Raw genomic sequence first — 23757 nt, 5'->3', positions numbered from 1 at the left:
ATTAGTGGAAAATATAGGAGTAATCTTTGGAGGAAGATCTGTTGAACACGAAGTTTCTGTGATAACGGGAATGCAAATTATTGAAAACATGGATAGAAGTAAGTACAATCCAATTCCAATTTATATTACAAAAAGTGGAAAGTTTTTGTCAGGAGATAGTTTAAAAAATTTTAAATCATATAAAAACGAAGATTTTGATGATGCAGTGGAAGTTTTCTTCAAACCGATTTATGGTGACAAAAATTTATACTGTGTAAAGCATAATGAAAAGAAACTTTTTAAACCTGAGTACAATTCTGTTGAGGTTTTTGAAAAGATAGACGAAATATTTTTTGCACTTCATGGAACTTTTGGAGAAGATGGATGTACCCAAGGACTTTTTGAATTAATTGGTATGCCTTACACCGGTTGCGGTGTAATGAGTTCGGCCGTTGGGATGGACAAAGTTGTCATGAGAAAAGTTTTTGAATCAGAAAGTATTCCAATGACAAATTATAAATATTTTTACAAAGAAGAACTCAAAAATTTACAAAATATTGTTGAAAAATGTAAAAATTTAAATTACCCTCTATTTGTAAAGCCAGCAAATCTAGGCTCATCAATTGGAATTTCTAGAGTAGAAAATGCTCTTGATCTTTCAAAAGCTCTTGAAGTTGCTGCAAATTATGATAGAAAAGTAATCGTGGAAGAAGCTGTTGTTAATCCAAGGGAAATTAATGTTGCTGTTTTAGGCTATGAAAATGAGTTTCAAGTTTCTGCAGCAGAAGAGCCAATTGGATTTAAGGATCTTTTGAGATATGAAGATAAATATGTTGCAGGGTCAAAGGGTGCAAAATCTTCACAAAAGAATCAAAATAAAAAACTTCCGGCAGATTTGACGCCTGAACTTGAAAAAGAAATAAAGAATCTTGCAAAAAAAAGTTTTGCAGCAATTGATGCTTCAGGGGTTGCAAGAATTGACTTTTTAGTAGATGGCGACAAGGCTTATGTTAATGAAATAAATACACTTCCTGGTTCTATTGCCTTTTATCTTTTTGAAGTAGAGGGTATTAAAATAGAGGAGTTAATTACTAAGTTAATTGAACTTGGATTTGAAAGACATAAAGAGAGAGCAGAAAACAATTATTCCATTGATTCAAATTTATTTAATATGACAAGTTATGGAGCAAAGATTTAATGATTAAAGATAAGATTTTAAAGATTATTGAAAATTCAAAGCCAAAGTCAAAGGACGAACTCATTAAGCTATTTAAAATTAAAAATAAAGAAAAAAACCAGTTTATGAAAATAATAGAGGAACTTGAATGTGAAGGACTTATTTTTAAGGACAGCAGAAAAAAATATAGAGTCGTCGACAATGAAAGATATTTTTATGGAAAACTTCAGACAAATGCAAAGGGTTTTGGATTTTTGATAACTGAAAATCTTGATGAAGATATTTATATCTCAAGGAATAATTTAAACTCAGCATTAAATGGTGATGAAGTAGTTGTTAAAAGATACAATGATTCTTCAGGAGATAAGCCAGAGGGCAAAGTTATTTCCATTGCCAAGAGGGGCAACACTAAGTTTGTAGGTGTATTTCAAAAGAAAAAAGATTTTGGCTTTGTAATAGCTGATGAAGAAAAAATGACTATGGACATTTACATTCCAAAGAAAAAAATAAATGGAGCAAGAAATGGTCAAAAGGTCGTCGTTAAAATAGAAAAATGGCCAGAAGAAAATAAAAAGCCTGAGGGCAGGATAATTGAAATTTTAGGTTATCCAAATGATCCTCATGTAGATGTGATGTCTGTTGCAAAGTCACTTGATATTCCCATGGAGTTTAACAAGGCAGTTAAATCTCAAGCAAAAAATCTTCCACAAAAAGTTTCTGAAGAAGAAATAATTGGAAGGCTTGATTTAAGAGATTTAATTACATTTACAATTGACGGAAGAGATTCTAAGGATTTTGACGATGCAATTTCTCTTGAAATATCTGATGAGGGAAATTATATTTTGGGAGTTCACATTGCTGATGTGGCACATTATGTTGAAGAATATGGTGCGATTGATGAAGAGGCTTTTAAAAGAGGAAATTCTGTTTATCTTTTAAATAAAGTGATACCGATGCTTCCCTTTGAACTTTCCAATGGAATATGTTCACTAAATGAAGGTGTGGATAGACTGACTTTATCTTGTATTATGGAAGTAAATAGAGAAGGCGAAGTTGTAAAATATAATATCAAAGAATCTGTAATAAATTCTCACAAAAGACTTGTCTATGATGATGTTTCTGATTATTTAGAAAATGGAGTTGTGCATGAATCACTTCGTGGAATTGAAAACATTTTGGACAATATGTATGAGCTTTCTAAACTTTTGCAAAAAAAGAGAGAAGAGGGCGGAGCAATAGATTTTGACATTCCAGAGGTTGTAATAGATGCAGATGAAAAAGGATGGCCAAAGGATATCCACAAAAGGGATAGAAGATCTGCTAATAAATTAATAGAAGATTTTATGCTACTTGCAAATGTCTGTGTTGCAAAAGAATATTTTTTTAAGAAAGTTCCATTTTTATATAGAATTCACGAAAGACCTAAGGAAGAAAAAATTTCTGAACTTAATTCTTATTTAAGACCACTGGGATACGTGATAAATTATGATGAAAAAGTGGAACCAGTTGATGTGCAAAAAGTTCTTGAAAAAGCAAAGGGAACAAAAGAAGAAATGTTTATATCAACACTTACACTTCGCTCTATGACAAAAGCAAAATATTCTGAAGTAAATGATATTCACTTTGGACTTGCATTTGAGCATTATTCACATTTCACATCTCCTATAAGAAGATATGCGGATTTGACAATTCACAGAATTATAAAAAGGTCTTTAAAGGGAAAACTTTCAAAGGGAATAGTGAAAAGCTTAAAGGTGGTTCTGCCAGAGATTGCAGAGCAAGTTTCGAAGACAGAAAAGATTGCCCAAGATGCAGAAAGACAAGTTGAAGATATAAAAATGGCAGAGTATATGTCTGAGAGAATTGGAGAAGTTTACAATGGGCGTGTTTCAAGTATTACAAATTTTGGTATTTTTGTAGAGCTTGATAATTTAATAGAGGGACTTGTGAGCTACAAATCCATGGATGGCTATTATGAATTTGATGTAGATCACTATAAAGCTGTGGACTATGAAACAAAAAATGAATTTCATATTGGCGACGAAGTGAAAATTGAAGTTGTAAATGTAGATTTAAATATGGGAAATATTGATTTTAAATTAGTAGGTGATAAAGATGAGTAAGGAAAAAGATAATGCAATTGCAAATAATAAAAAGGCGAGCCATCTTTATTTTATTGAAGACACTTATGAAACAGGCATAGAACTTTTTGGCACAGAAGTAAAATCAATTAGAGCAGGACAAGTTAATATAAAAGATTCTTACTGCGATATAAATAATGGAGAAATTTTTGTTCATGGAATGCATATAAGTCCTTACGAACAAGGAAACATTCATAATGTAGATCCAATGAGAAAGAGAAAACTTTTGATGCACAAAAGTGAAATCCTACGTCTTGAAAAAGTAAAGACTCAAGATGGCTATACAATTATTCCACTAAAGGTCTACCTCAAGAGGGGAAAAGTAAAGGTCTTAATAGCAAAGGCAAAGGGTAAAAAACTTTGGGACAAAAGAGAAACAATGAAGAAAAAAGAAGTTGATAAGAAAATAAGGCAAGAGCTCATGTATTGAGTTCCTGTCTTATTTTTTTATATATTTAATTTTTTCTTTCTTTATAAAATAAAAAGCATTCAATTGAGATAAATATAGATGGAATTATAAAAAAAATAATTATCATTGTGAGAATTGGCAATATCATCTGACATAGCTACTGCATCTATAACATTAAATGAAATTAAAATGAGATAGAAATTATATCCTATTATAGATTTTTTTATTAAAAATATTACCAGTATATTAAATGTAAGTAGACTTATGAAATAACTAAGAGTTTGATTATTTTTGGTAAACTTGTTAAAGGCAATGTGACTTCTATTTGAAAGAGATACTTGAAAAGGTATATAGAGTATGGCAAAAATAGATACATATTTTAAAATTTTTTTGCTTTTGGTATTCATAATTTACCTTCATATATTTCAATTTAGATTTTAAATAAACTACTTGTTTTCATAACTTAAAACTAATCAATAAAATAACCATCCCAGAATATAAGTTATAAATACATAATATTATATATTACTGTCATTTAAAAATATATTATTAAGTTAAATTATAAAATAAAATTTGATTTACAAATTTTTTACGAATTATATATTTTTTCTATTTAATTTATAAGTAGAATAGTTCAGGTGGAGGGAGGAGAGAAATTGTCCAAAATTAGCTTAAAAAATATATGCAAAAAATATGAAGACAATGAGGAATATTCTGTAAAGGATTTTTCCATAGATATAAGAGAAAATGAATTTATAGTTTTTGTAGGGCCATCTGGTTGTGGAAAATCGACAAGTTTAAGGATGATTGCAGGGCTTGAAGATATAACAAGTGGGGAACTTTATATTGATGGAAAATTATCCAATGAACTAGCACCAAAAGATAGAAATATCGCCATGGTATTTCAATCTTATGCACTTTATCCTCATTTATCTGTCTACGATAATATAGCTTTTGGATTAAAAATAAGAAAATTTGACAAAAATATAATTGATAAAAAAGTAAGGGATACAGCTGAAATGTTAAATCTTACTAATTACTTAAATAGAAAGCCTAAGGATTTATCTGGAGGTCAGATGCAAAGAGTTGCTTTGGGAAGGGCAATTGTAAAAGAGAGTGACATCTTTTTAATGGATGAACCTTTGTCAAATTTAGATGCAAAACTTAGGGCTGAAATGCGTGAGGAAATTTTAAATCTAAAAAATAGACTAGGTTCAACTGTAATATATGTGACTCACGATCAAACAGAGGCCATGACTATGGCAACAAGAATAGTTTGTTTAAATGAAGGAGTAATTCAACAAATTGGAACGCCAAAGGAACTTTACACCAATCCAATTAATGCTTTTGTAGCTGGATTTTTAGGATCTCCATCTATGAATTTTATAGAAGGCAAAATAAAAGATGGAATATTCTATGACGACAATAAAAATAAATTAGTTGAGAAGATAAATATTTCTGATGGCGAAGTTATTCTTGGAATAAGGCCGGAATCTATTGAACTTTCTAGAGATGAAGGGTTTGATTTTGACATAAATTTAATTGAACTTTTGGGATCTGATTACAATATATCAGGTAAACTTTATAGAAATAAGATAATTTTAAAATGCGATCTTGAAAAAAATCCTAGAGATAATGGTCCTTTATTCGTAAAATTACCAAGAGAAAAAATATATTTTTTTGATAAAGATACTGGCAATAGAATTTTTACAGGTGAAAATCATGAAGAGTAATTGTAAAAAAAGTTATAAGAGGAAGTTGGGACTAAAAGAATTTTTAATTTATTTTTTAGTTCCTTTGACACCATTAATAATTTTTTGGTTTTTGCCTATGATTACTTCTATTTTAATTTCTTTTACAAATTGGAATTATGTAAGCCCAAATTTTGATGTTGTTGGAATAGACAATTATAAAGGTATTTTGCAAGATGAATTTTTTTGGCAAGCTTTTAAAAATACTATTATTTTTGGAGTTGGGACTGTTGTGCCAGTTTTATTTTTTGGGTTTATATTTGCGCTCTTGTTACAAGGAAATATAAAGGGAAAAGTTATATATCAAGGATTTCTATTTTCCCCTTGGGTAACTCCAATGGTTGCTATGTCTATTGTATGGTCTTGGATGCTTAGAGGGGATGTGGGTCTTATAAATAGAATACTTGAAATTTTTGGAATTAATGGACCAGAGTGGCTCTCCAATGAGAAGACGGCGATGTTTGCTGTTATAATGGTAACTATTTGGAAAAATGCTGGCTGGGCAATGTTATTTTATACAGATGCAATGAGTAAAATTCCAAAAAGTTTATTTGAAGTTGGAGAGGTTGAAGGAATAAATACTTTTGAAAAAATAAAATATATTTATTTTCCCATGACTAAGAGGACAACTTTTTTTCTATTAATTATGAATTTAATTACATCAATTCAGGCTTACGATCAATTTTCAGTTTTGACAAGAGGTGGGCCTGCAGGCTCAACTAGAACGCTCCTATACTTGTTTTATCAAAAAGCCTTTGAAGAATTTAACATGGGAAGTGCAAGTGCAATATCTTTAATTATAGTAATAATAACTGCAATATTATCTCTATTTATGATTCATATGAAAAAGAGGTTGGATGCATGATGAAGAAAATATTTAGACATATTATTTTAATAATTCTATCCATAATAACCTTCTTTCCACTTTTGTGGATGATTTCAAATTCTTTTAAGACGACAGAATCTATTATGCGAAAGCCTCTTAGTTTTGTGCCGGATTTTTTGGATTTTAGAAATTTTGCTGGAGCATTAAATTTGGCACCCTTTGATTTATATATTATAAATTCAATTGTGACATCTATAATAATTGTAGTTTTACAAATTATTACAGGAGTTTTACTTGCTTATGGGATGTATAGATTTTCTTTTAAAGCTAGAGGAGTTTTGTTTAAGGGCATTCTTTTAACTTATATGTTACCTGCTGCCACAACTTATGTTCCAAGCTATGTAATAATTGCAAAGATGGGTTTAATAGATACTTTGACAGGAATTATTATTTCAAATGCAGTTGCAGTTTTTACAATTTATATGCTTTACAATACCTTTAAAGAAGTCCCAAAAGAGTTAATTGAAGCGGCAGAAATGGATGGTGCAAGTGACAGAGATATACTTTTAAAAGTAATACTTCCCATTTCAAAATCAACAATACTTACTAGTGCCCTTATACAATTTGTAACAATGTATAACAATTATATGTGGCCATCTCTTATTACCAATTCAAAATCAAAATATTTGATAAGCGTTGGACTAAATAAGTTTTTCACATCACAGGGAAATTTTGGAGAAAATTTGCCTCTTCTTATGGCAGGAAACACTATATCTGTATTGCCACTTTTAATACTTTTTGTAGTCCTACAAAAGTGGTTTATAAAAGGAATATCTGACAGTGGAATAAAGGGATAAGAATTATATTTATAAAAATAAAAAGTTAAAAAGGAGAAAAAATGAAGAAAATTACAAAAAGATTATTAATTATTTTGTGTGCTCTAATGCTATTTACAGGTTGCTCAAATGCATCAAAAACAGCAATGAAAGAAGATGACCAAAAGGAAAATAGCGGTGGACCAACTGAAATTGAATTTTGGTATGGTCTAGGTTCAGTTGCTGGAGAAACTATGGAAGAAATCATAAAAGAATTTAATGAATCTCAAGACAAGGTGAAAGTTGTAGGTGTACAACAAGCTGATTATGCAGAAACTTTCCAAAAGGTTCAAGCTGCTGTTGCAGCAAAAAAACCGCCAGCAGTTTATATTGGTTCAAATGTTGAACTTAGAGTTAAAGATGGAATGCTTGCAGATTTATCAGAATATATTGACGATAAAAAGACTCCACTAGATGATTACTTAGATGTATTTATGAAACCAGAAGTGATAGATGGAAAAGTTTATGGATTTCCTGCTTATGGAACTACCCAAGTAATTTATTATAGAAAAGATTTACTTGATAAAGCAGGACTTGATCCAAAAAAAGTTTACGATACTTGGGAAGATGTTTTTAAATATTCAAAAGAAATTCAAGACAAGAAAATTGCAGACTATGGACATCTTGTTATGTATAATCACGAAAATTTAATTGATATGGCACTTTCAAATGGTGGAAAAATACTTTCTGACGATGGCAAGAAAGTTTTAATTAATAGCAGAGAGTGGATTGATGCTTGGAATTTTGTGAGAAAGCAAATTTTTGATGACAAAACTACGAAAATTGAATCAGGTGGACAAGGTTGGGAATATTGGTACAGAACTATTGATGATGTAATGAATGGAGATGCAATGTCCTACACAGGTTCATCAGGTGACAAGGGAGACCTTGATTTTACAAAAATTTCATCACTTCCACAACCAGGATTAAATGGAAATCCAGGAAAGCCAGTAGCAGGGGCACATTCACTTTTAGTTCCAGCTGCTGCAACAAAAGAGCAACAAAAAGCAGCTTACGAATGGATTGCTTATTTTACAAGCCCAGAAGTTTCTGCAAAGTGGTCTAAAAAGATTGGATATATTCCAGTGAGAAAGAGTGCCGCAGAAGTAGATGACTACAAAAAATTTATAGAAGAAAATCCATATGCAAATGTGCCTTATGAACAAGCAATGCACGCTTCACCTGCATTTATAGATCCAACTGATGGAAAGATTACAGATGCATTAAGTATTGCAGCTGACAAAGTTGAACTTCAAAATATTGATGCAAAAGAAGCTCTTGATGAAGCAGCAAAGACTGCTCAAGAAGCACTAGATGCAATTAACAAATAAAATTTTATAAAAAATTAGCTTTGGGACACATTACACTCAAAGCTTTTTTTAAGGAGAATTATGGAAAATATTATAGAAAATCTAAAAGATGGATACAATGAAATTGATTTAAGAATAAGTAAGAATGACGTGAAAGAAGATTCCATTGAAATAAAAATTTGTGGCGAAGAATTTTTTATAAGTTTGTTTATTTATAAAGATGAAAAAATTTGTGGCAGTATTACAACTAATAGAAGTGTAAATAGATTTATGTCAAAGGACATTTTAAAATCTTCAGATGGATTTAAAAGTCTTGAAAGCGGAGATTACAAAATTTCTTATCTTCTATATAAAAAAAGTGATGTTACTTTGACCATCGGAGAAAAGAAAAGTGAAGTCAATTCAAAAAATGAAATTGATATAGAATCTTCAGAAGTTAAATCAAAGGAAGAAAAGTGGTATGCAGGAGATTTCCACACTCACACATTTTATTCTGATGGGAAATTGTCCCCAGAAGAAAATATAGAAGTAGCAAAAAAGAAGGAGTTATCATTTTTTTCGCCAACAGATCACAACTTTAATCACACAAAATTTCCAGAAAGCGAGCTTTTAATAATAGAAGGAACGGAAGTAACATCAAGTTTTGGTCACATAAATATATTTTTTACGAATCAATCTATATTTGATAAGTTTTCTCTTGAGATTTTAAACACGGAAGAGGGACTTTTAAAGATACTTGAAAGTTTGGATGGAGAAATTTATTCTATAAATCATCCATTTATGGAAACTTTTGAATTTTTAGTAGATGATTATAATTTAAAAAATTTGAAATTTATGGAAATAATAAATGATCCAACATATATGACTTCTGTTGACGCCATGGAAAAGGCACTTTTTGCATGGGATATACTTTTACAAAATGGCTATGAAGTCTATGGACTGGGCGGAAGCGATTCCCATCTTTATCCAAATGAAAAGTATGAAAATTCAAATTATCCCTCTTTACTTGGAGATCCGAAGACATTTGTATATTCAAAAAATCTTTCAAAGGATAAGTTAAAAGATGGTATGTTATCTGGGAAAATTTCTGTATCTAGGGAAAAGTTAATTGAGCTAAAAGAAATAGATGATTGTGAATTTTTTATAAAATTAGAAGAAAATACTTTTCACAATAAAAAACTTTTTATAGAATTTATATTAGATGGAAAAATATTAAAGACTTGTGAAAAATCTTTAAACATAAAGCTTGATTTAGATGAAAATTATCATTATGCAAGAGTAAATGTTAGATGCGAAGATGGAGAACTCTATGGATTTACGAATCCCTATTTTTATAATTTAGATAAGAGTTCTAAAAAAATAAAAACTTGGAAGGAATTGAGGAAATTAGTAAATGATAAAAGCAGTATTATTTGATAAAGATGGGACTCTTCTTGAATTTTCAGACTTGTGGATAGATTCTGTCATAGGATTTTTAAAAGAGAAAGATTTGACAGAAGAAGATAGAAGAAGCTTATATAAAAAAGTTGGAATAAATGAAAATAATAAAGTAGAAGAAAATTCCATACTTTCATCAGAAACAGCGAGAGATTTGGCAGAGATATTTTCAGAATTTATAAAAGAAGACGAAGAAAAAATTTATAAAGAATTAGATAATTATCTATTAGATTTTTTAAAAAATAGTAAAAGTGAAATAAAAGAAACTTGTGATTTAAAAAAATTGTTTGAATATTTAAAAAGTAAAAATATAATAATAGGCATTTTTACATCGGACAATTATAGACAGGCAAAATTTTCTATGGAGTATTTGAAAGTAGACAGTTTTATAGATTTTTATGCAGCTGCTGATTTGTATAAAAAGAAACCAGATACTGAAGGGCTTGAAATTTTTAAAGAAAAGTATAATTTAAGAGATAAAGAGATTATGATAGTGGGAGATTCTAAAGTTGATATGATATTTGGAAAGGACACTATAAAGGTAGGAGTGCTCTGCGGCACAGGTTCAAAGGAAATGTTAGAAGAATACACAGAAAATATTGTAGAAAATCCAATGGAAGTTTTAAGTTTTATATAAAGTTTTCATAATAAAAAATAAAAGGGCTCAAAAAGCCCTTTTTAAATATAAATTATTCTTCAGTTTCTTCTTTTTCTTCACTTTCTGAAACAGTAGGAACTTCTGCAGAAGTTTCTTCATCTGTTTCTTCTGGTTCTTTTTCTTCTGTTGGTTCAACAAGAGTTGCAACTGTTTCTTCACTAGCAAGGTCAATTTTAATATTTTCATTGCCGTAAATGTCTAAGTCAGCAACAGTTACAACATCGCCAATTTGCATATCAATAACATTTACAACAGCTTCAGATGGAAGATATTTAGGAAGACAAGTTACTTCAACTTCATTTAATACTTGAATTAATGATGATGGTTGAACTCTAATGTCATCTCTACCTTCAAGAATAACTGGAACTTCAACAGTAAGTTCAGAATTCATATCAACTTCATATAGGTCAAAGTGAACCATTGAATTTTTAATGTGGTGCATTTGAACTTCTTTGAAAAGAACGGATATAGTTTCTCCATCAACTTCGATTTCAAAAATATTTGAGTATCCTTCTTCAGAAAAAGCTTTCAATAAATCTTTTTCAAGACCACTTAATAATTTTGCGTCTTCTCCTTTAGAGTAAAGAACTCCAGGAATTTCGCCATTAGCTCTAAGTTTATCAACTTTATTTTTACCCTTAGAATCTCTTTTGTTTAAAACTAATTTCATATAAACCTCCAAAATTTATTAATTTATTTTATAATACCTGAACCAAGACAGACATCATCTTGATAAAAAACACACACTTGACCAGGTGTAACACCCTTTAGTGGATTTTTCAGTTTTACAACATATTTATTATTTTTAATTTCTAAAGTCGCATCTTCATCCTTAGCTCTATATCTTATTTTAACAGATAAATCTAAAGGAAGAGAGGGGATTTCTGTAATCCAAAAAACATCTTCAACTTCAAACTCATCCCTATAAAGAACAGGATTATTAATGCCTTGTGCGACAATTAAAAGATTATTTTTTAAATCTTTGTCGGCGACAAAAAAGGGCTCTCCACTTCCTACGCCTCCAATTCCAATTCCACGTCTTTGACCAATTGTATAGTGCATAAGACCGGAATGTTCTCCAATTACATTGCCCTTTTCGTCCACAATTTTTCCAGGCTTAGTAAAAAGAAACTGATCTAAAAATTCATTAAAATCTCTTTCACCAATAAAGCAGATCCCAGTAGAATCTTTTTTTGAAGCAGTAGATAGATTGTATTTTTTTGCAACATCTCTAACCTCGTTTTTATTTAAATCACCAACTGGAAAGAGGGTCTTTGAAAGTGCATCAGATTTAACTCGTGATAGGAAATAGGATTGATCCTTGTTTGAATCAATCCCCTTTAAAAGGTAAGTTTTTCCATCAATTTTTTTAGTCCTAGCATAATGACCCATTGCAATATAATCAGCATCAAAGTCCATCGCATAATCTAGAAAAGCTTTGAATTTAATTTCAGTATTGCACATGACATCGGGATTTGGAGTTCTGCCTTTTTTATATTCACTTAAAAAATAAGAGAAAACTCTATCTCTATATTCTTTTTCAAAATTGACAGTAAAATATTTTATATTAAGTTGTGAACAAACAGAAACTACATCAATGTAATCTTCTCTTGCGGTGCACATTCCATCATCTTCAGCCCAGTTTCTCATAAAAACAGCAGTGACATCATAGCCAGCTTCTTTTAAGAGAATAGCAGCAACAGAAGAATCAACACCGCCGCTCATTCCTAGAATGACTTTTTTGTTTGTTTGCATCAATACCTCCAATCCACTCAATAACAATACATAATTATACAATAGTTGTACCAAAAAATCCACCCTTATTTCATAAAACTAAGCTTACAAGCAAGTTTAAGAAAAAATAATTATGCGAAAAATTATAAATATAAGTTAAAAATTTTTAAATTTATAAAACTACAAAAAAATATAAATTACAAGAATAAGTTAGCCACTTCAGGAAGATCTAAAGGACATTTATAATTAAACATCTTTCTAGGGTAATGATTCATCCATGATTCTATATCAGCCACAGCTTTAGCTGTGGCTGATTGCGTTCCTTTAGGTAGCAACCTACGAATCATCCTATTTGCATTTTCATTTGTTCCTCGTTCATAAGAGGAATAAAGATGGGCATAATAAATAGGACAATCCATAACTTCTTCTAAACGCATAAATTTAGATCCATTATCTGTTGTAATGGATTTAAAGTTATACTGTTTTGATAATTTCTTTAATACTTCATGAACACTTTCAGCTCTCTTATCTTTAATTAAACGGACAATTTCATACCTAGTCTTACGGTCTGTTAACGTGAGTAATTGTTCTCCCTTGGTTTTGTTAAAAATCACTAAGTCAATTTCAAAATGACCAACTTCTTCACGATTTTCAATAACTTTTGGACGCAAATCAATAGAGAGCCCACCCCTTTTTCGAATATCTTTTGTTTTTTTATGAAAAGTCTTTTTCCTTTTCCTAGGATAGATTAAATCCTTTTTACAAATACCTTTAATCCATCCCTTTTCTATCCAAGAATAAATAGTCGAAAAACAAGGCATGCCTTTCTTTTGAGAAATAACTTCAGGAGATAACTTATTCAAGATACCTGCTCTTATAATTTCATCTTTTTCAGGAGACCAAACACTAGTCTTACCAACGGCCATTCGATTCCAATCATAATGGTTTTGAGCCATATCGGCAGAATATTCTACAAATCCACCATTAAAAGACAAATCAACCAGACCCCTATTTATTTCATTATTAATCGTTTGAGGAGCCTTACCAAGTAGCTTAGCAATTTCTCTATTTGATTTTTATCTTTATTTTTCCAACGTTCAATTAATAATCGTTCAGTGTATGTTAAATGCTTTCCTTTTGTGTTATTATTATCTTGCATCTTGATGGGTACTCCTTTGTATTTTTTTGTTTTATTACATTGTACCCTAGGGATGCTTTTTTATGTTCTTAGGTGGCTAATTTAAATATACAATTTATAAACTACAAAAAAATTATAAAAAATATTGACAAAGAAAAAAATATAGAGTAAAATTATAGATTTATTTGACAAGAGAAGATTTTTAATGTATAATAATTATGTATTAAAAGTCTTTGGAAGGAATTGATAGCATATGAATCAAATGGAATTAATAAAGAGAGAGCTGGAGAACCATATTGGGAAAAAAGTGATTGTAAAAGCCAATAAGGGTAGAAAAAAAATTGTCACTAGAAAAGGAATTTTGAAGGCAATTTATCCAAGTCTTTTTGTACTTGAAGTCTTTAATGGAGAAGAACTTGTAACAGCAAGTTATACTTATTCAGATGTTTTGACTTCAACTGTTAGAGTTACAGTTTTGGATGAAGATGTTAGTTATAAGGATGCAAAGATGATTTCATAAAGATAGCTGCTTAGGCAGCTTATTTTTTTGCACAAATTTATATAGTTAAGTTAAAAAAATATTTAATTAATTTAAGATTTACAGATTAATTTCAGAAATTTATTTAAGTTAATAGTTGTAAAAATAAATTAGTTTTAGATTTGGTTAAAATAAATAAAAAAATAGAAAAGAGTTAAGATGCAAAAAATTTATTTATGAATTATAATTATCTTGAGGTGTTTTATGATTATAAAAAAGGCACATGCCAAATTGAATTTATCTCTAGATATTTTAAAAAAGAGGGAAGATAATTATCATGAAATAAAAACTTTAATGGTTATGACGAGTTTATATGATGAAATGAAATTTGTTAAAAGTGACAAAGTTGAGATTTTTCCAAATTTTGATTTTGATATAAAAGATAATTTGATATACAAATCCTATGAAGTTTTAAAAACTGAAGTGGGTTTTGATCTTCCTTTTAGAGTAGATATAAATAAGAAAATCCCCATAGCAGCAGGACTTGCAGGGGGTACTTCTAATGGTGCGGCGACTTTTTATGCTTTAAATGAGCTTTATGATTTAAAAATACCCAAGGATAATTTAATAGAAATGTCCAAATGCATTGGTGCAGATTTTACATATATGATGACTGGAAAAAGTAAGATTGCAAAAGGAATTGGAGATATTTTAGAAGATGTGCCAAATATAGAATTAGAAAACGTGCTTATTGTAAATCCTGGATTTGGAATTTCTACAAAATATGTTTACGATAGGATGAAAGTTGATAAAAGTAGAATTCAATTTGATAAAATTTTGAATTCTATTTACTCTTTAGATATAGAAAAATTAAATGATTGTCTTAAAAATAAAATGGAAGAAGTTGTATTTTCTATGTATCCAGAAATAAAAAAAATAAAAGAAAAAATGATTTCTTTTAATTCGGCAGCGCTTATGAGTGGGAGTGGTGCCACAGTTTTTGGGATTTTTGAAAATAAATATGATTTAGAAGAGGCATTTTTATTTTTTAGAGGTAAGTATGAGAATACTTTTAAAGTGAGGGTAGGTGAAGATTTTGGCTGTTTTTGACACAGGACCTGGTATTGTGGGTTTATATGAAAAGCACATTGATAATTTAAATTATTATGTAGATGATAAATTTGAATATTATGGACTTTATAAGAGAAAAGATGTAAATGACAGAATAGAATTTTTAAAAAGCTTTTTCAAAAAAGATAAAAAGATTTATGTAATGGACTTTGATGCAATAAATTTTTTTAAAAATTCTAGTAAAGCAGAATTCGGAGAAAGTTCTCTTAGGAAAAATTTAAAGGACAAAAAAGTCTTATGCCTTTCCACGCCTCTTACTTTTTTCGAGAAATCTTTAGACTATTTTTCCAATGGGAAAGTTGATTATATAAGTGTTCCAATTTTGATAAATGCTTCGAACGACGGAGTTGCTGATGAAATTGTGAGAAAGATTTGCGATGAATATTTTTGTAAAGTAGATTTAAAAAACTATGATTTGATTTTTTTGGCATCAAGTGGTCTGCATTTAAAGAAAGATTTTTTTAAAAATTATTTTTGTGATAAGGAAATTTTTTCAAATACAGATGCAATTTTGGAAGATTATGAGTATAGAAAGGAAAATTATATTAGAGATTATTTTTATGTGACATATTCAAAACGGGGATTTTATTCTCGTGGTGAAAAATATTTAAGGGAGAAAAATATTTTAAAGAGAAATGAAATTTTAAATGTTTCTAAATTATTAAAAAAAGACAATAAAAAAAGTCCCAATAAATGGGACAATATGTAGCCATGCACTCTGTGTCGAAAGTTAGTTTCCCACGGTACCCTTACAGTTAGCTCAAACTAGGCTACCCTTGCGGCACACAAAAGATCTTACTTAGTGCTGCTTCGATCAGGACCTGACACGGTTCATAAGTTTCTGTTGCGCAGGACCCAATTATCAACACCACTTATAAGGGGCAGTCTGCAAAAATAAAATCCTCGACAGAGAATTCAGCCCTGCTCTAGCGAATTGCAGGTACAGGACATCGCTAATTTCCCGCTTAGCATGGCAGTGGCGGAGAGAGGGGGATTCGAACCCCCGATACATTTGCATGTATACTCGCTTTCCAGGCGGGCTCCTTCAACCTCTCGGACATCTCTCCACAGTCTAGAAAATAATTTTACAGTAGATTTAATAAAAAGTCAAGAATAAGGTGATAAATTGAAAACTAAAGATATTGTTTTAAAAGAATTAGAAAGAAATAGGGCAAATTATATTTCAGGACAAGAACTTGCAGAAAGGTTAAATATTTCAAGGACTGCAATTTGGAAAGCTATAAATAGTTTAAAAGAAAGTGGGTTTCAAATTGAATCTCAGACAAAACTAGGGTATAGATTGATAGAAAGTGACGATAAGTTGTCTAGCGAAGGTATAAAAAAGGGTCTTCGAGATGAATTAAAAGATATAGACGTAATTGTTTTTGACGAAATAGATTCTACAAATACAGAGGCAAAAAGAAGACTTTATTCAGAAAATGTCAAGGATTTTACAGTAATAGTTTCTGATATGCAAAAAGGTGGACGTGGAAGGACAGGAAAAACTTTTGAATCGCCAAGGGGGAGTGGAATTTATTTTAGTATAATTTTACACCCAGAGGATTATTTTGACTTTTCATATTTTGATTTAATCACTGTAAAGGCAGCTGTATCAGTTGCAGAAGGTATAAAAAATGCCACTGGAAAACAGGCAGAGATAAAATGGGTAAATGATTTATTTATGAAGGGCAAAAAGATTTGCGGAATTCTTTCTGAACTTGATGCAGATTTTGAATCTAGAAAAGTTAATTCTGTAATAGTTGGAATTGGAATAAATGTAAATGAACCAGAAGATGATAGCTTCAAGGATTTAAAAGATATTGCTGGATATATTGACACAGATACTATAAGAAATGAAATTTTATCAAGCATTTTAAATTCTTTTTATGAAAATAATTTTGTAAAAAAAGAAGAAGATGTGATTGATTATTATAAGAAACATTCCCTTGTAATTGGAAGAGAACTTAGCTTTGAATTAAATGGGAAAAAATATTTTGCAAAGGGAATTGATATAAATAAAAAAGGCAACTTAATTGTAGACACTGGAGAGGAAAAATTAACTTTATCCAGTGGAGAAGTTTCCATAAAAGGAGATTTTTATAGATAGGGCTAACTTTTAAATGATAAAAAGTTATAGTATAATTAATAGTAAGATTTAGAGGGAAAAGATGAACACTCCATTGAGAGATGAAATTGAAAAAGTAAAAAATAAAATATCTTTTGGAATGCCAGGGCATAAAGGAAATAAATTTTTTGATCTGTCAGAGGAGATGGATTTGACAGAAGTTTTGGGGACAGATAATTTATTAAATCCAGAGGGAGCAATAGCAGATCTTCACAAAGAGATAAAAAATCTTTTTGAATCTAAGGAATCTTTCATGACAACCAATGGTTCCACTGGGGCACTTCATATTGCTATTTCTATGGTGACAAAACCAAAAGACAAAATTTTAATTCAGAGGAATGCTCACAAGTCAATTTATAACGCACTTTTATTAAATGATCTTGATCCAATTTATTTAAACACCATTTATGATAAAAATCGTGGAATGTATTTTGGAATAGATAAAAGGGAATTTTTGAAAAAAATAAATGATAATGATATAAAGGCTTGTGTACTGGTAAGTCCAAATTATTTTGGAGGAATCTTAAAATTAAGAGAAATTATACGTATTTTGCATGACAAAAATATTGTAGTAATAGTTGATGAAGCTCATGGAGCTCACCTTTATTTCTCAGATTTAAAAAAATATTCTGCACTAGATGCTGGGGCAGATCTTGTCATAAACTCTACACACAAGATGATTCCATCTCTAACACAAAGTGCAATTATACACAGAGGAACAGATAGGTTTTCTCATGAAGATCTTTTAAAATATATTAATATTTATAACACAACTTCGCCTTCGTATTTACTCATGCTTTCAATGGAAGCTGGACTAAAATATATGGACGAAATTGGAAGAAGTGAAATAAAAAATAGAATCTTTGATTTAGAAGAACTAAAAAATGAAATTAATTATAATTTAAATTTAAGCCATGAATCTATAATAGCAAATGACCCAATGAAATTTTTATTCAGAATTCCTAATATGACAGGAAAAGAAATTGTGGAGGATTTTTTAATAAATAAAAACATACGACTTGAAATGGGTGATTTATACTATGCCCTCGCAATAATCTCCCCGATGAATACTAGTAAGGAAATAAAAAAATTAAAAGAGGCAATCTTAAGTTATGACATAAACGAATGCAGAAAAATTTTTCCTATAAATTTTGAGATACCCAAAAGAGAAATGTTTCCTAAAGAAGCATTTTTAAGTGAGGGGGAATATGTAGATTATAGAGATGCTTGTGGAAGAGTTGCGAAAACTATTATTGCTGCTTATCCACCAGGAGTTCCTTTGGCTAGTTTTGGTGAAGTTATTAATAAAGATATAATAGAAAGTATAGATAAATTTTTGAGTGAAGGCATTGAAGTAATTGGTCTTTTAGACAAAAAAATTGAGGTAGTTAAATGAGTGCATTTATAACTTTTGAAGGGCCAGATGGTTCTGGGAAGTCGACAATTGCAAATTTAGTTTATGAAGAAATTCTAAAAAAAAATAAAAAGGTTTTAAAGACGAGAGAGCCTGGAGGCACTAGAATAAGTGAAAAAATAAGAGAACTTATTTTAGATAAAGATTTAGAAGAGATGGATAAAAGAACCGAGGCTCTTTTGTATTCTGCTGCGAGAGCTCAGCACACTTATGAAAAAATAGTTCCTGCTTTAAGGGATAGCTATATAGTTTTGTGTGAAAGATATGTGCTGTCCTCTCTAGCTTATCAAGGTTTTGCAAGAGGACAGGATTTAGAAGATATAATGGCGATAAATAATTTTGCAACAGGAAATATTAAGCCAGATATTGTTTTTATTTTTAGGACAGATAAAAAAACTCTTCTTAGAAAAGACAAAAATTCTTATGACAGATTGGAAAGAGAATCAGATGAATTTCACAAAAAGGTCAGAGAGTATTACAATAATCTGGAAAAAGAGGATAATTTTTATTTTATAGATGTTAGTAAAAGTATTGAAGAAGTTTTTTGCGACTGCATGAAAGTTCTTAAAGAAAGGATGATTGTGTGAAACTTGTAATCGCAATAGTTCAAGATGAGGACAGCGAAAGATTAGTAAAAATTCTTAACGGAAATGATTTTAAAGTTACAAAGATAAGTTCTACTGGTGGATTTTTAAAAGCTGGGAATGTAACTCTTCTTTCAGGAATAGAAGATGAAGACCACGACAAGTTCATGGATATAATCGAAGAAAATTCAAAGACTAGAGAAGTAAGAAGGACAATTCAACCTATAAATATTCCTGGGCAAGCCATGATTCCAGTCCCAATAACAGTAAAAGTTGGGGGAGCGACTATTTTTGTAATTGATGTTTTTGATTTTAAAAAGTTTTAGGTGATATTATGAATACGAAAATGATGATAGCAATAGTGCAAGAGAAGTATACAGATGCGATAATAGATAGATTTTTAGATGAAGATATTTATGTTACTAGATTGTCTTCTACTGGTGGTTTTTTTAAGTCAGGTAATACAACTCTTTTATTGGGTTGTAAAGAAAGCGAACTTGAAAAGATTTATGAAATATTTAAAGAATTAACTGAGCCAGAAGATATTCACAGAGAAGAGGGAGATTTCAAAGTTTCTGGAGCTACAATTTTTGTTGTTGATTTGGAAGAATCAAAGAGAATTTGATGTTTTTAGAAAATAGAAAGGCAATAGATAGCTTGGAAGTGGATTTAAAAAATAAATCCTTTAGCCATGCTTATCTTTTTTGTGGAACCAAGGGAATAGGAAAATTTTCTCATGCAAAAAATTTTGCAAGAGCGATTTTAAAAGAAGATCCAGAGACTCTTAGATTTTTTAATGGGATTGATGAGTATGAAGATACTGATTTATTAGTGGTAAAAAGTAAAGACAGTATAAAAAAACAAGAAATTGAAGAGATAATTGAAGATTCTTTTTCAAAGCCCTATTCTGGAAATTATAAAGTTGTAATTATAGATGATTTTGATAAAGTGACAGTTGAGGGGCAAAATGCACTTTTGAAGACTTTGGAAGAACCTATGGATTACCTGATACTTATTTTAATATCAAGTACAGTGAAAAAAATTCTTCCCACAATTATTTCAAGATGTAGAGTTTTAAAATTTTCAGATATTTCAGAAAATAGAATTGAAAAATTTTTAATTTCTAAAAATATTTCAGAAAAAAATGCCAAACTATTTTCAAGGCTGTCCAATGGAAATGTAAGTCTTGCCCTTAAATATTCAGAAGATCCAGAACTTTTGTCAAAGAGAGAAGAGATTATAAGAGCTTTAGACGAAATTATTAGAAGAAGTGAATTTATCTTTGATGAGATGAATTTTTTTAAGGAAAATAAAGATGATTTTAGAGATATTTTAAATTTTATGCTGATTTGGTATTTGGATCTTATTTACTTAAAAAGTGGAAGAGAAGATAATATTGTAAATGTCGATAAATTAGATCTTTTGAAACTTCAGGATGTTAATATACAAAGAGCTTTGAAGTCCTATGATGCAATAATAAATGCAATTAAAAGAAGTGAAAATAATATTAATTTTGATTTAAATATAGAAAACTTGTTGATGGAATTGGGGGAATGAGATGATAAAAATAGCTGGAGTTAGGTTTAAGAGGACTGGCAAAATTTATTATTTCGATCCCGTTGATATAGATATAAAAACTCGTGATTACGTAATTGTAGAAACTATAAGAGGTCTTGAATTTGGAAGAGTTGAGATTGTAAAAGAAATAGATGAAGAAATTATAAAGGGAGAATTAAAACCTGTAATACGTCTTGCTACCGAAGAAGATAAAAATATCAATGTGGAGAATAGAAATAAAGCAAAAGAAGCAATAATAATTTGCGAGCAAAAAGTTGAAGAACATGGGCTAGATATGAAATTAATTTCCTGCGAATATACCTTTGATCGTTCTAAATTATTGTTTTATTTTACAGCAGATGGAAGAGTTGATTTTAGAGAATTAGTAAGAGATTTGGCTGCGATTTTCAAAACTAGAATTGAGCTTAGACAAATTGGCGTGCGTGATGAAGCAAAGTATGTTGGGGGCCTTGGTTGTTGTGGAAGAGCAACTTGTTGTTCCACATTTTTAAGCGAATTTTCTCCAGTTTCAATAAAAATGGCAAAGGATCAAAATTTAAGCCTGAATCCTGCAAAAATTTCCGGAATATGTGGAAGACTTATGTGTTGTTTAAAGTATGAACAGGACGGTTATGAATGCATAAATAAAAAAATGCCTAGACTTGGAGAAATTGTAAAGACTGAAATAGGAAAAGCAACAGTAATTTCAACTTATACAATACAAGAGCTTGTAAAAGTCATCTACGAAATTGAAGATGAAAAAGAAACTGCTTATTTTGAGCTTTCTGAAGTTAAAAGAACTTATGAATTTAATAAAACTTTTATAAATGAGTCTAGGTCTTTAAATGTTGAAGAATATGACGAGAGTGAATTAGTAGAATTAGAGAGGGATTAGGGATAAGTTTAGGGCTTATCCCATTGTTATGAAAATAAATAATTTTTTAATAAAGATTTCAAATAAATTAAATGAATTTTTTAAAAAGCATTTTGGAAGAGCAAGTGAATTTAGAATAGTGACAATATTTATAATGTCACTATTTTCGGCTATATTTTTTTATTACTATATTTCAGATTTAGATGTGCCAAAGATATTAGCTTTTATTATTTCGACACTTATTTTTTTTGTGGGATATTTTGTATTGTATTTCTTTTTAAAATATATTTTTACTTTAATAAAGAGAATTAGGGCAAAAAATATGGCAATTTACGGAATTTTGCTCTATGGGATAAAGTATTTCTATGATGAATGTCTTTATTATGTTGATATTAATCACTTCGAAATAATTTTTATTGTTGTAACATTTCTTATAATTATTATTTTTTCGAAGTCCCTTATAAGTTTTACAAAAAATAAAAGGAAAAAAGCCTTATTATTTTTAATTCCAAGTACACTTGTTGTTGGAGCATCAATTTATTTTATGCTTTTTAGTGGATTTAATGGATCTGAAATTTATACTTTAGATTTAGAAAGGAATAAAATTGCAAATAAACCTGAGAAATACAAAGTTGAGATAATAGATTACGAAGCAAATTCAGTTGATTTGACGGATTTTGTAAGTTATAGCGGGAGAAAAAAGAAAATCAGAGATAAATTCTTTGGAAGAAGCCTTGATGAAACTGAAGTAAGAGGAAGAATTTATGCACCAAAAAATTTAGAGAAGGCTCCCGTACTTTTTGTAGCTCATGGAAATCATAGATTCACAACAAAAAATTATCTTGGATATGATTATCTTGGCAAGTATCTTGCAAAAAGAGGTATAGCTGTTGTTTCAGTTGATATGAATATGTTAAATGGATTTATGAAGTATGGACTTTCAAACGAAAATGATGCAAGAGCAGTTTTATTTCTTGAAAATATACAAAATATTGTTTCTAGGAATAAAAATAAAAATAGCATTCTATTTAACAGATTTGACCCAGAGAAGATTGCACTTTTGGGACATTCTCGTGGTGGAGAAGCAGCTGCCATCGCATATAATTTTAATGAATTAAATCTCCATCCAGACGATGGAAATATTTCTCATAAGTATAAATTTAATATATCAGCTGTGATTACTATTTCACCAACGTATGATCAATATTCTCCAGCTGATAAAAATATTGTTTTAAAAGATGTAGATTATTTGTCACTTGGGGGGACAAATGATGCAGATGTTAAAGGATTTGAAGGGATGTTACTTTATGACAATGTATTTTTCACGGGTGAAAAGGACAAATTTAAAGCTGCACTCTACATAGGATATGCAAATCATGGGAATTTTAATTCTCTTTGGGGGAATTATGATTTAGATCCAGCAGAAGGATTTTTCTTAAATAGAAAAGAACTTTTGGATGGTGAAAAGCAAAGAGAAATACTTTGCACCTATGTTTATAACTTTTTAGAAAATTCCTTTGGAAAAACTTATAATAGAGAAATTTTTAAAGGAGGGCCAGAAAAATATAAAGATCTTCCAGAAACAAATTATTACAGTAGATATATGGATTCAAATTTTATAAAATTGGCAGATTATGAGGAAGACTATGATTTAACAACAGGCTCTATCAAAGGCAGTCTTATGAATTTTTCTAATTTAAATGAAATTTATGAATATAGTCACGACTATGGAAATAGCAGTTCAGATACAACTGCAGTTTTTGTAAAATCAAAAAAAGATTCTAATTATGGGATAAGATTTACAGAAAAAATTCCAAATAAAAAGTATTTGCAATTTGATATAGAAAATTTAAATTATCAAGAAGTTTCAGATGAAATAAATATTGAAGTTCAAGATACTTGGGGAAATAGTGCAAATTTAAATTTAAATAAGTATAAGAATTTAACTCCAATGACAAAATCCTTTATCTATAAGACTGATTACTTGACTGATGATTTTGTAAAGAGATTTGCACCTCAGACAGTAATAATTCCTCTAGATGATTTTAAAGCTAAAAATAATAATTTAAATTTGGAAGAAATAAATAAAATTGAATTTAAATTTACAGGTAATATAAAAATTTCAATAGATAATTTAGGATTGTCCAGTTAATTGTTTT

The 23757-nt window shown here is 29.7% G+C and carries 23 protein-coding genes, 1 tRNA gene, 1 other RNA gene and 1 pseudogene; 20 read left to right on the top strand and 6 right to left on the bottom strand.

The features are described 5' to 3' along the window. Positions 1-4 precede the first annotated feature (4 nt). Genes RH95_RS02045 through smpB form a run of 3 tightly spaced genes read left to right on the top strand, consistent with a single transcriptional unit; the run spans position 5 to position 3727 of the window. Positions 5-1177, top strand: coding sequence for a D-alanine--D-alanine ligase family protein (locus RH95_RS02045; RefSeq protein ID WP_010242726.1), 1173 nt, complete (start codon positions 5-7; stop codon positions 1175-1177). Then, positions 1177-3279 carry a ribonuclease R gene (gene rnr / locus RH95_RS02040; protein WP_010242725.1) on the top strand — a complete coding sequence of 701 codons (2103 nt, stop codon included), beginning with the start codon at positions 1177-1179 and terminating at the stop codon, positions 3277-3279. Before RH95_RS02045 ends, rnr begins: the two co-directional genes overlap by 1 nt. Then, a complete protein-coding gene (gene smpB / locus RH95_RS02035; RefSeq protein ID WP_010242724.1) occupies positions 3272-3727 on the top strand; it encodes an SsrA-binding protein SmpB in 456 nt (151 codons plus the stop codon). Before rnr ends, smpB begins: the two co-directional genes overlap by 8 nt. Before the next feature lie 59 nt (positions 3728-3786). Here the strand turns inward: smpB and RH95_RS02030 are convergent, their stop codons facing one another. Beyond that, complete coding sequence (locus RH95_RS02030) at positions 3787-4113, bottom strand: hypothetical protein (protein WP_010242723.1); 327 nt, start codon at positions 4111-4113, stop codon at positions 3787-3789. Between the two features lie 249 nt (positions 4114-4362). On the opposite strand from RH95_RS02030, the gene RH95_RS02025 reads away from it, so the two are divergent. The 6 genes from RH95_RS02025 to RH95_RS02000 are packed head-to-tail and all read left to right on the top strand — an operon-like array spanning position 4363 to position 10542. Next, complete coding sequence (locus RH95_RS02025) at positions 4363-5439, top strand: ABC transporter ATP-binding protein (protein WP_010242722.1); 1077 nt, start codon at positions 4363-4365, stop codon at positions 5437-5439. Continuing rightward, positions 5429-6322 (top strand): carbohydrate ABC transporter permease, encoded by an 894-nt coding sequence (locus RH95_RS02020; protein ID WP_010242721.1) that lies wholly within the window; start codon positions 5429-5431, stop codon positions 6320-6322. Before RH95_RS02025 ends, RH95_RS02020 begins: the two co-directional genes overlap by 11 nt. After that, a complete protein-coding gene (locus RH95_RS02015) occupies positions 6319-7140 on the top strand; it encodes a carbohydrate ABC transporter permease (RefSeq protein ID WP_010242720.1) in 822 nt (273 codons plus the stop codon). The genes RH95_RS02020 and RH95_RS02015 overlap by 4 nt, the downstream gene beginning before the upstream one ends. A 41-nt stretch (positions 7141-7181) precedes the next feature. Then, positions 7182-8489 (top strand): ABC transporter substrate-binding protein, encoded by a 1308-nt coding sequence (locus RH95_RS02010; protein ID WP_010242718.1) that lies wholly within the window; start codon positions 7182-7184, stop codon positions 8487-8489. Between the two features lie 60 nt (positions 8490-8549). After that, entirely contained in the window at positions 8550-9884 is a 1335-nt protein-coding gene (locus RH95_RS02005; RefSeq protein ID WP_010242716.1) for a CehA/McbA family metallohydrolase, read from the top strand. After that, positions 9862-10542, top strand: a complete 681-nt coding sequence (locus tag RH95_RS02000) for an HAD family hydrolase (RefSeq protein WP_010242715.1) — start codon at positions 9862-9864, stop codon at positions 10540-10542. Before RH95_RS02005 ends, RH95_RS02000 begins: the two co-directional genes overlap by 23 nt. 52 nt (positions 10543-10594) lie before the next feature. On the opposite strand, the gene RH95_RS01995 is transcribed toward RH95_RS02000, so the two are convergent. From RH95_RS01995 to RH95_RS01985, 3 genes and pseudogenes are all read right to left on the bottom strand, one after another. Beyond that, positions 10595-11233, bottom strand: a complete 639-nt coding sequence (locus tag RH95_RS01995) for a 50S ribosomal protein L25 (RefSeq protein ID WP_010242714.1) — start codon at positions 11231-11233, stop codon at positions 10595-10597. Between the two features lie 23 nt (positions 11234-11256). Further along, on the bottom strand, positions 11257-12318 hold the full coding sequence (gene mnmA, locus RH95_RS01990; RefSeq protein WP_010242713.1) for a tRNA 2-thiouridine(34) synthase MnmA: 1062 nt from the start codon (positions 12316-12318) through the stop codon (positions 11257-11259). Positions 12319-12494: 176 nt separating this feature from the next. Beyond that, a pseudogene (locus RH95_RS01985) lies at positions 12495-13456 on the bottom strand (IS30 family transposase). Between the two features lie 232 nt (positions 13457-13688). On the opposite strand from RH95_RS01985, the gene RH95_RS01980 reads away from it, so the two are divergent. From RH95_RS01980 to RH95_RS01970, 3 genes are all read left to right on the top strand, one after another. Then, positions 13689-13955 carry a Veg family protein gene (locus tag RH95_RS01980; protein WP_010242711.1) on the top strand — a complete coding sequence of 89 codons (267 nt, stop codon included), beginning with the start codon at positions 13689-13691 and terminating at the stop codon, positions 13953-13955. 222 nt (positions 13956-14177) lie between these two features. Beyond that, complete coding sequence (gene ispE / locus RH95_RS01975; protein ID WP_010242709.1) at positions 14178-15023, top strand: 4-(cytidine 5'-diphospho)-2-C-methyl-D-erythritol kinase; 846 nt, start codon at positions 14178-14180, stop codon at positions 15021-15023. Then, entirely contained in the window at positions 15010-15753 is a 744-nt protein-coding gene (locus RH95_RS01970; protein ID WP_010242707.1) for a hypothetical protein, read from the top strand. The genes ispE and RH95_RS01970 overlap by 14 nt, the downstream gene beginning before the upstream one ends. Here RH95_RS01970 and ffs read toward each other — a convergent pair. Together ffs and RH95_RS01965 are read right to left on the bottom strand one after the other, a co-directional pair. Beyond that, positions 15754-16018: signal recognition particle sRNA large type (gene ffs, locus RH95_RS09320), an RNA gene on the bottom strand. It lies immediately after the preceding gene. A gap of 3 nt (positions 16019-16021) precedes the next feature. Then, positions 16022-16111, bottom strand: a tRNA-Ser gene (locus RH95_RS01965). A 59-nt stretch (positions 16112-16170) separates the two neighbouring features. Here RH95_RS01965 and RH95_RS01960 point away from each other — a divergent pair. The 8 genes from RH95_RS01960 (at position 16171) to RH95_RS01925 (ending at position 23750) form a co-directional block, all read left to right on the top strand. Beyond that, on the top strand, positions 16171-17151 hold the full coding sequence (locus RH95_RS01960; RefSeq protein WP_010242705.1) for a biotin--[acetyl-CoA-carboxylase] ligase: 981 nt from the start codon (positions 16171-16173) through the stop codon (positions 17149-17151). Between the two features lie 61 nt (positions 17152-17212). Next, entirely contained in the window at positions 17213-18565 is a 1353-nt protein-coding gene (locus RH95_RS01955; RefSeq protein ID WP_010242704.1) for an aminotransferase class I/II-fold pyridoxal phosphate-dependent enzyme, read from the top strand. Then, positions 18562-19170 (top strand): dTMP kinase, encoded by a 609-nt coding sequence (tmk, locus tag RH95_RS01950; protein WP_010242702.1) that lies wholly within the window; start codon positions 18562-18564, stop codon positions 19168-19170. The genes RH95_RS01955 and tmk overlap by 4 nt, the downstream gene beginning before the upstream one ends. Then, positions 19167-19493 carry a cyclic-di-AMP receptor gene (locus RH95_RS01945; RefSeq protein ID WP_010242700.1) on the top strand — a complete coding sequence of 109 codons (327 nt, stop codon included), beginning with the start codon at positions 19167-19169 and terminating at the stop codon, positions 19491-19493. The genes tmk and RH95_RS01945 overlap by 4 nt, the downstream gene beginning before the upstream one ends. Positions 19494-19501: 8 nt before the next feature. After that, on the top strand, positions 19502-19792 hold the full coding sequence (locus RH95_RS01940) for a cyclic-di-AMP receptor (protein ID WP_010242698.1): 291 nt from the start codon (positions 19502-19504) through the stop codon (positions 19790-19792). Beyond that, positions 19792-20724 carry a DNA polymerase III subunit gene (locus tag RH95_RS01935; RefSeq protein WP_010242696.1) on the top strand — a complete coding sequence of 311 codons (933 nt, stop codon included), beginning with the start codon at positions 19792-19794 and terminating at the stop codon, positions 20722-20724. The genes RH95_RS01940 and RH95_RS01935 overlap by 1 nt, the downstream gene beginning before the upstream one ends. A gap of 1 nt (position 20725) precedes the next feature. After that, positions 20726-21619 carry a PSP1 domain-containing protein gene (locus RH95_RS01930; RefSeq protein ID WP_010242694.1) on the top strand — a complete coding sequence of 298 codons (894 nt, stop codon included), beginning with the start codon at positions 20726-20728 and terminating at the stop codon, positions 21617-21619. A gap of 28 nt (positions 21620-21647) precedes the next feature. Beyond that, positions 21648-23750 carry an alpha/beta hydrolase family protein gene (locus tag RH95_RS01925; RefSeq protein ID WP_010242692.1) on the top strand — a complete coding sequence of 701 codons (2103 nt, stop codon included), beginning with the start codon at positions 21648-21650 and terminating at the stop codon, positions 23748-23750. Positions 23751-23757 lie beyond the last annotated feature (7 nt).

Origin of the sequence: Peptoniphilus rhinitidis 1-13, assembly GCF_000246925.1 — a bacterium.
Classification (GTDB): domain Bacteria; phylum Bacillota; class Clostridia; order Tissierellales; family Peptoniphilaceae; genus Peptoniphilus_A; species Peptoniphilus_A lacydonensis.
This window is presented reverse-complemented; position numbering and strand designations above follow the sequence as displayed.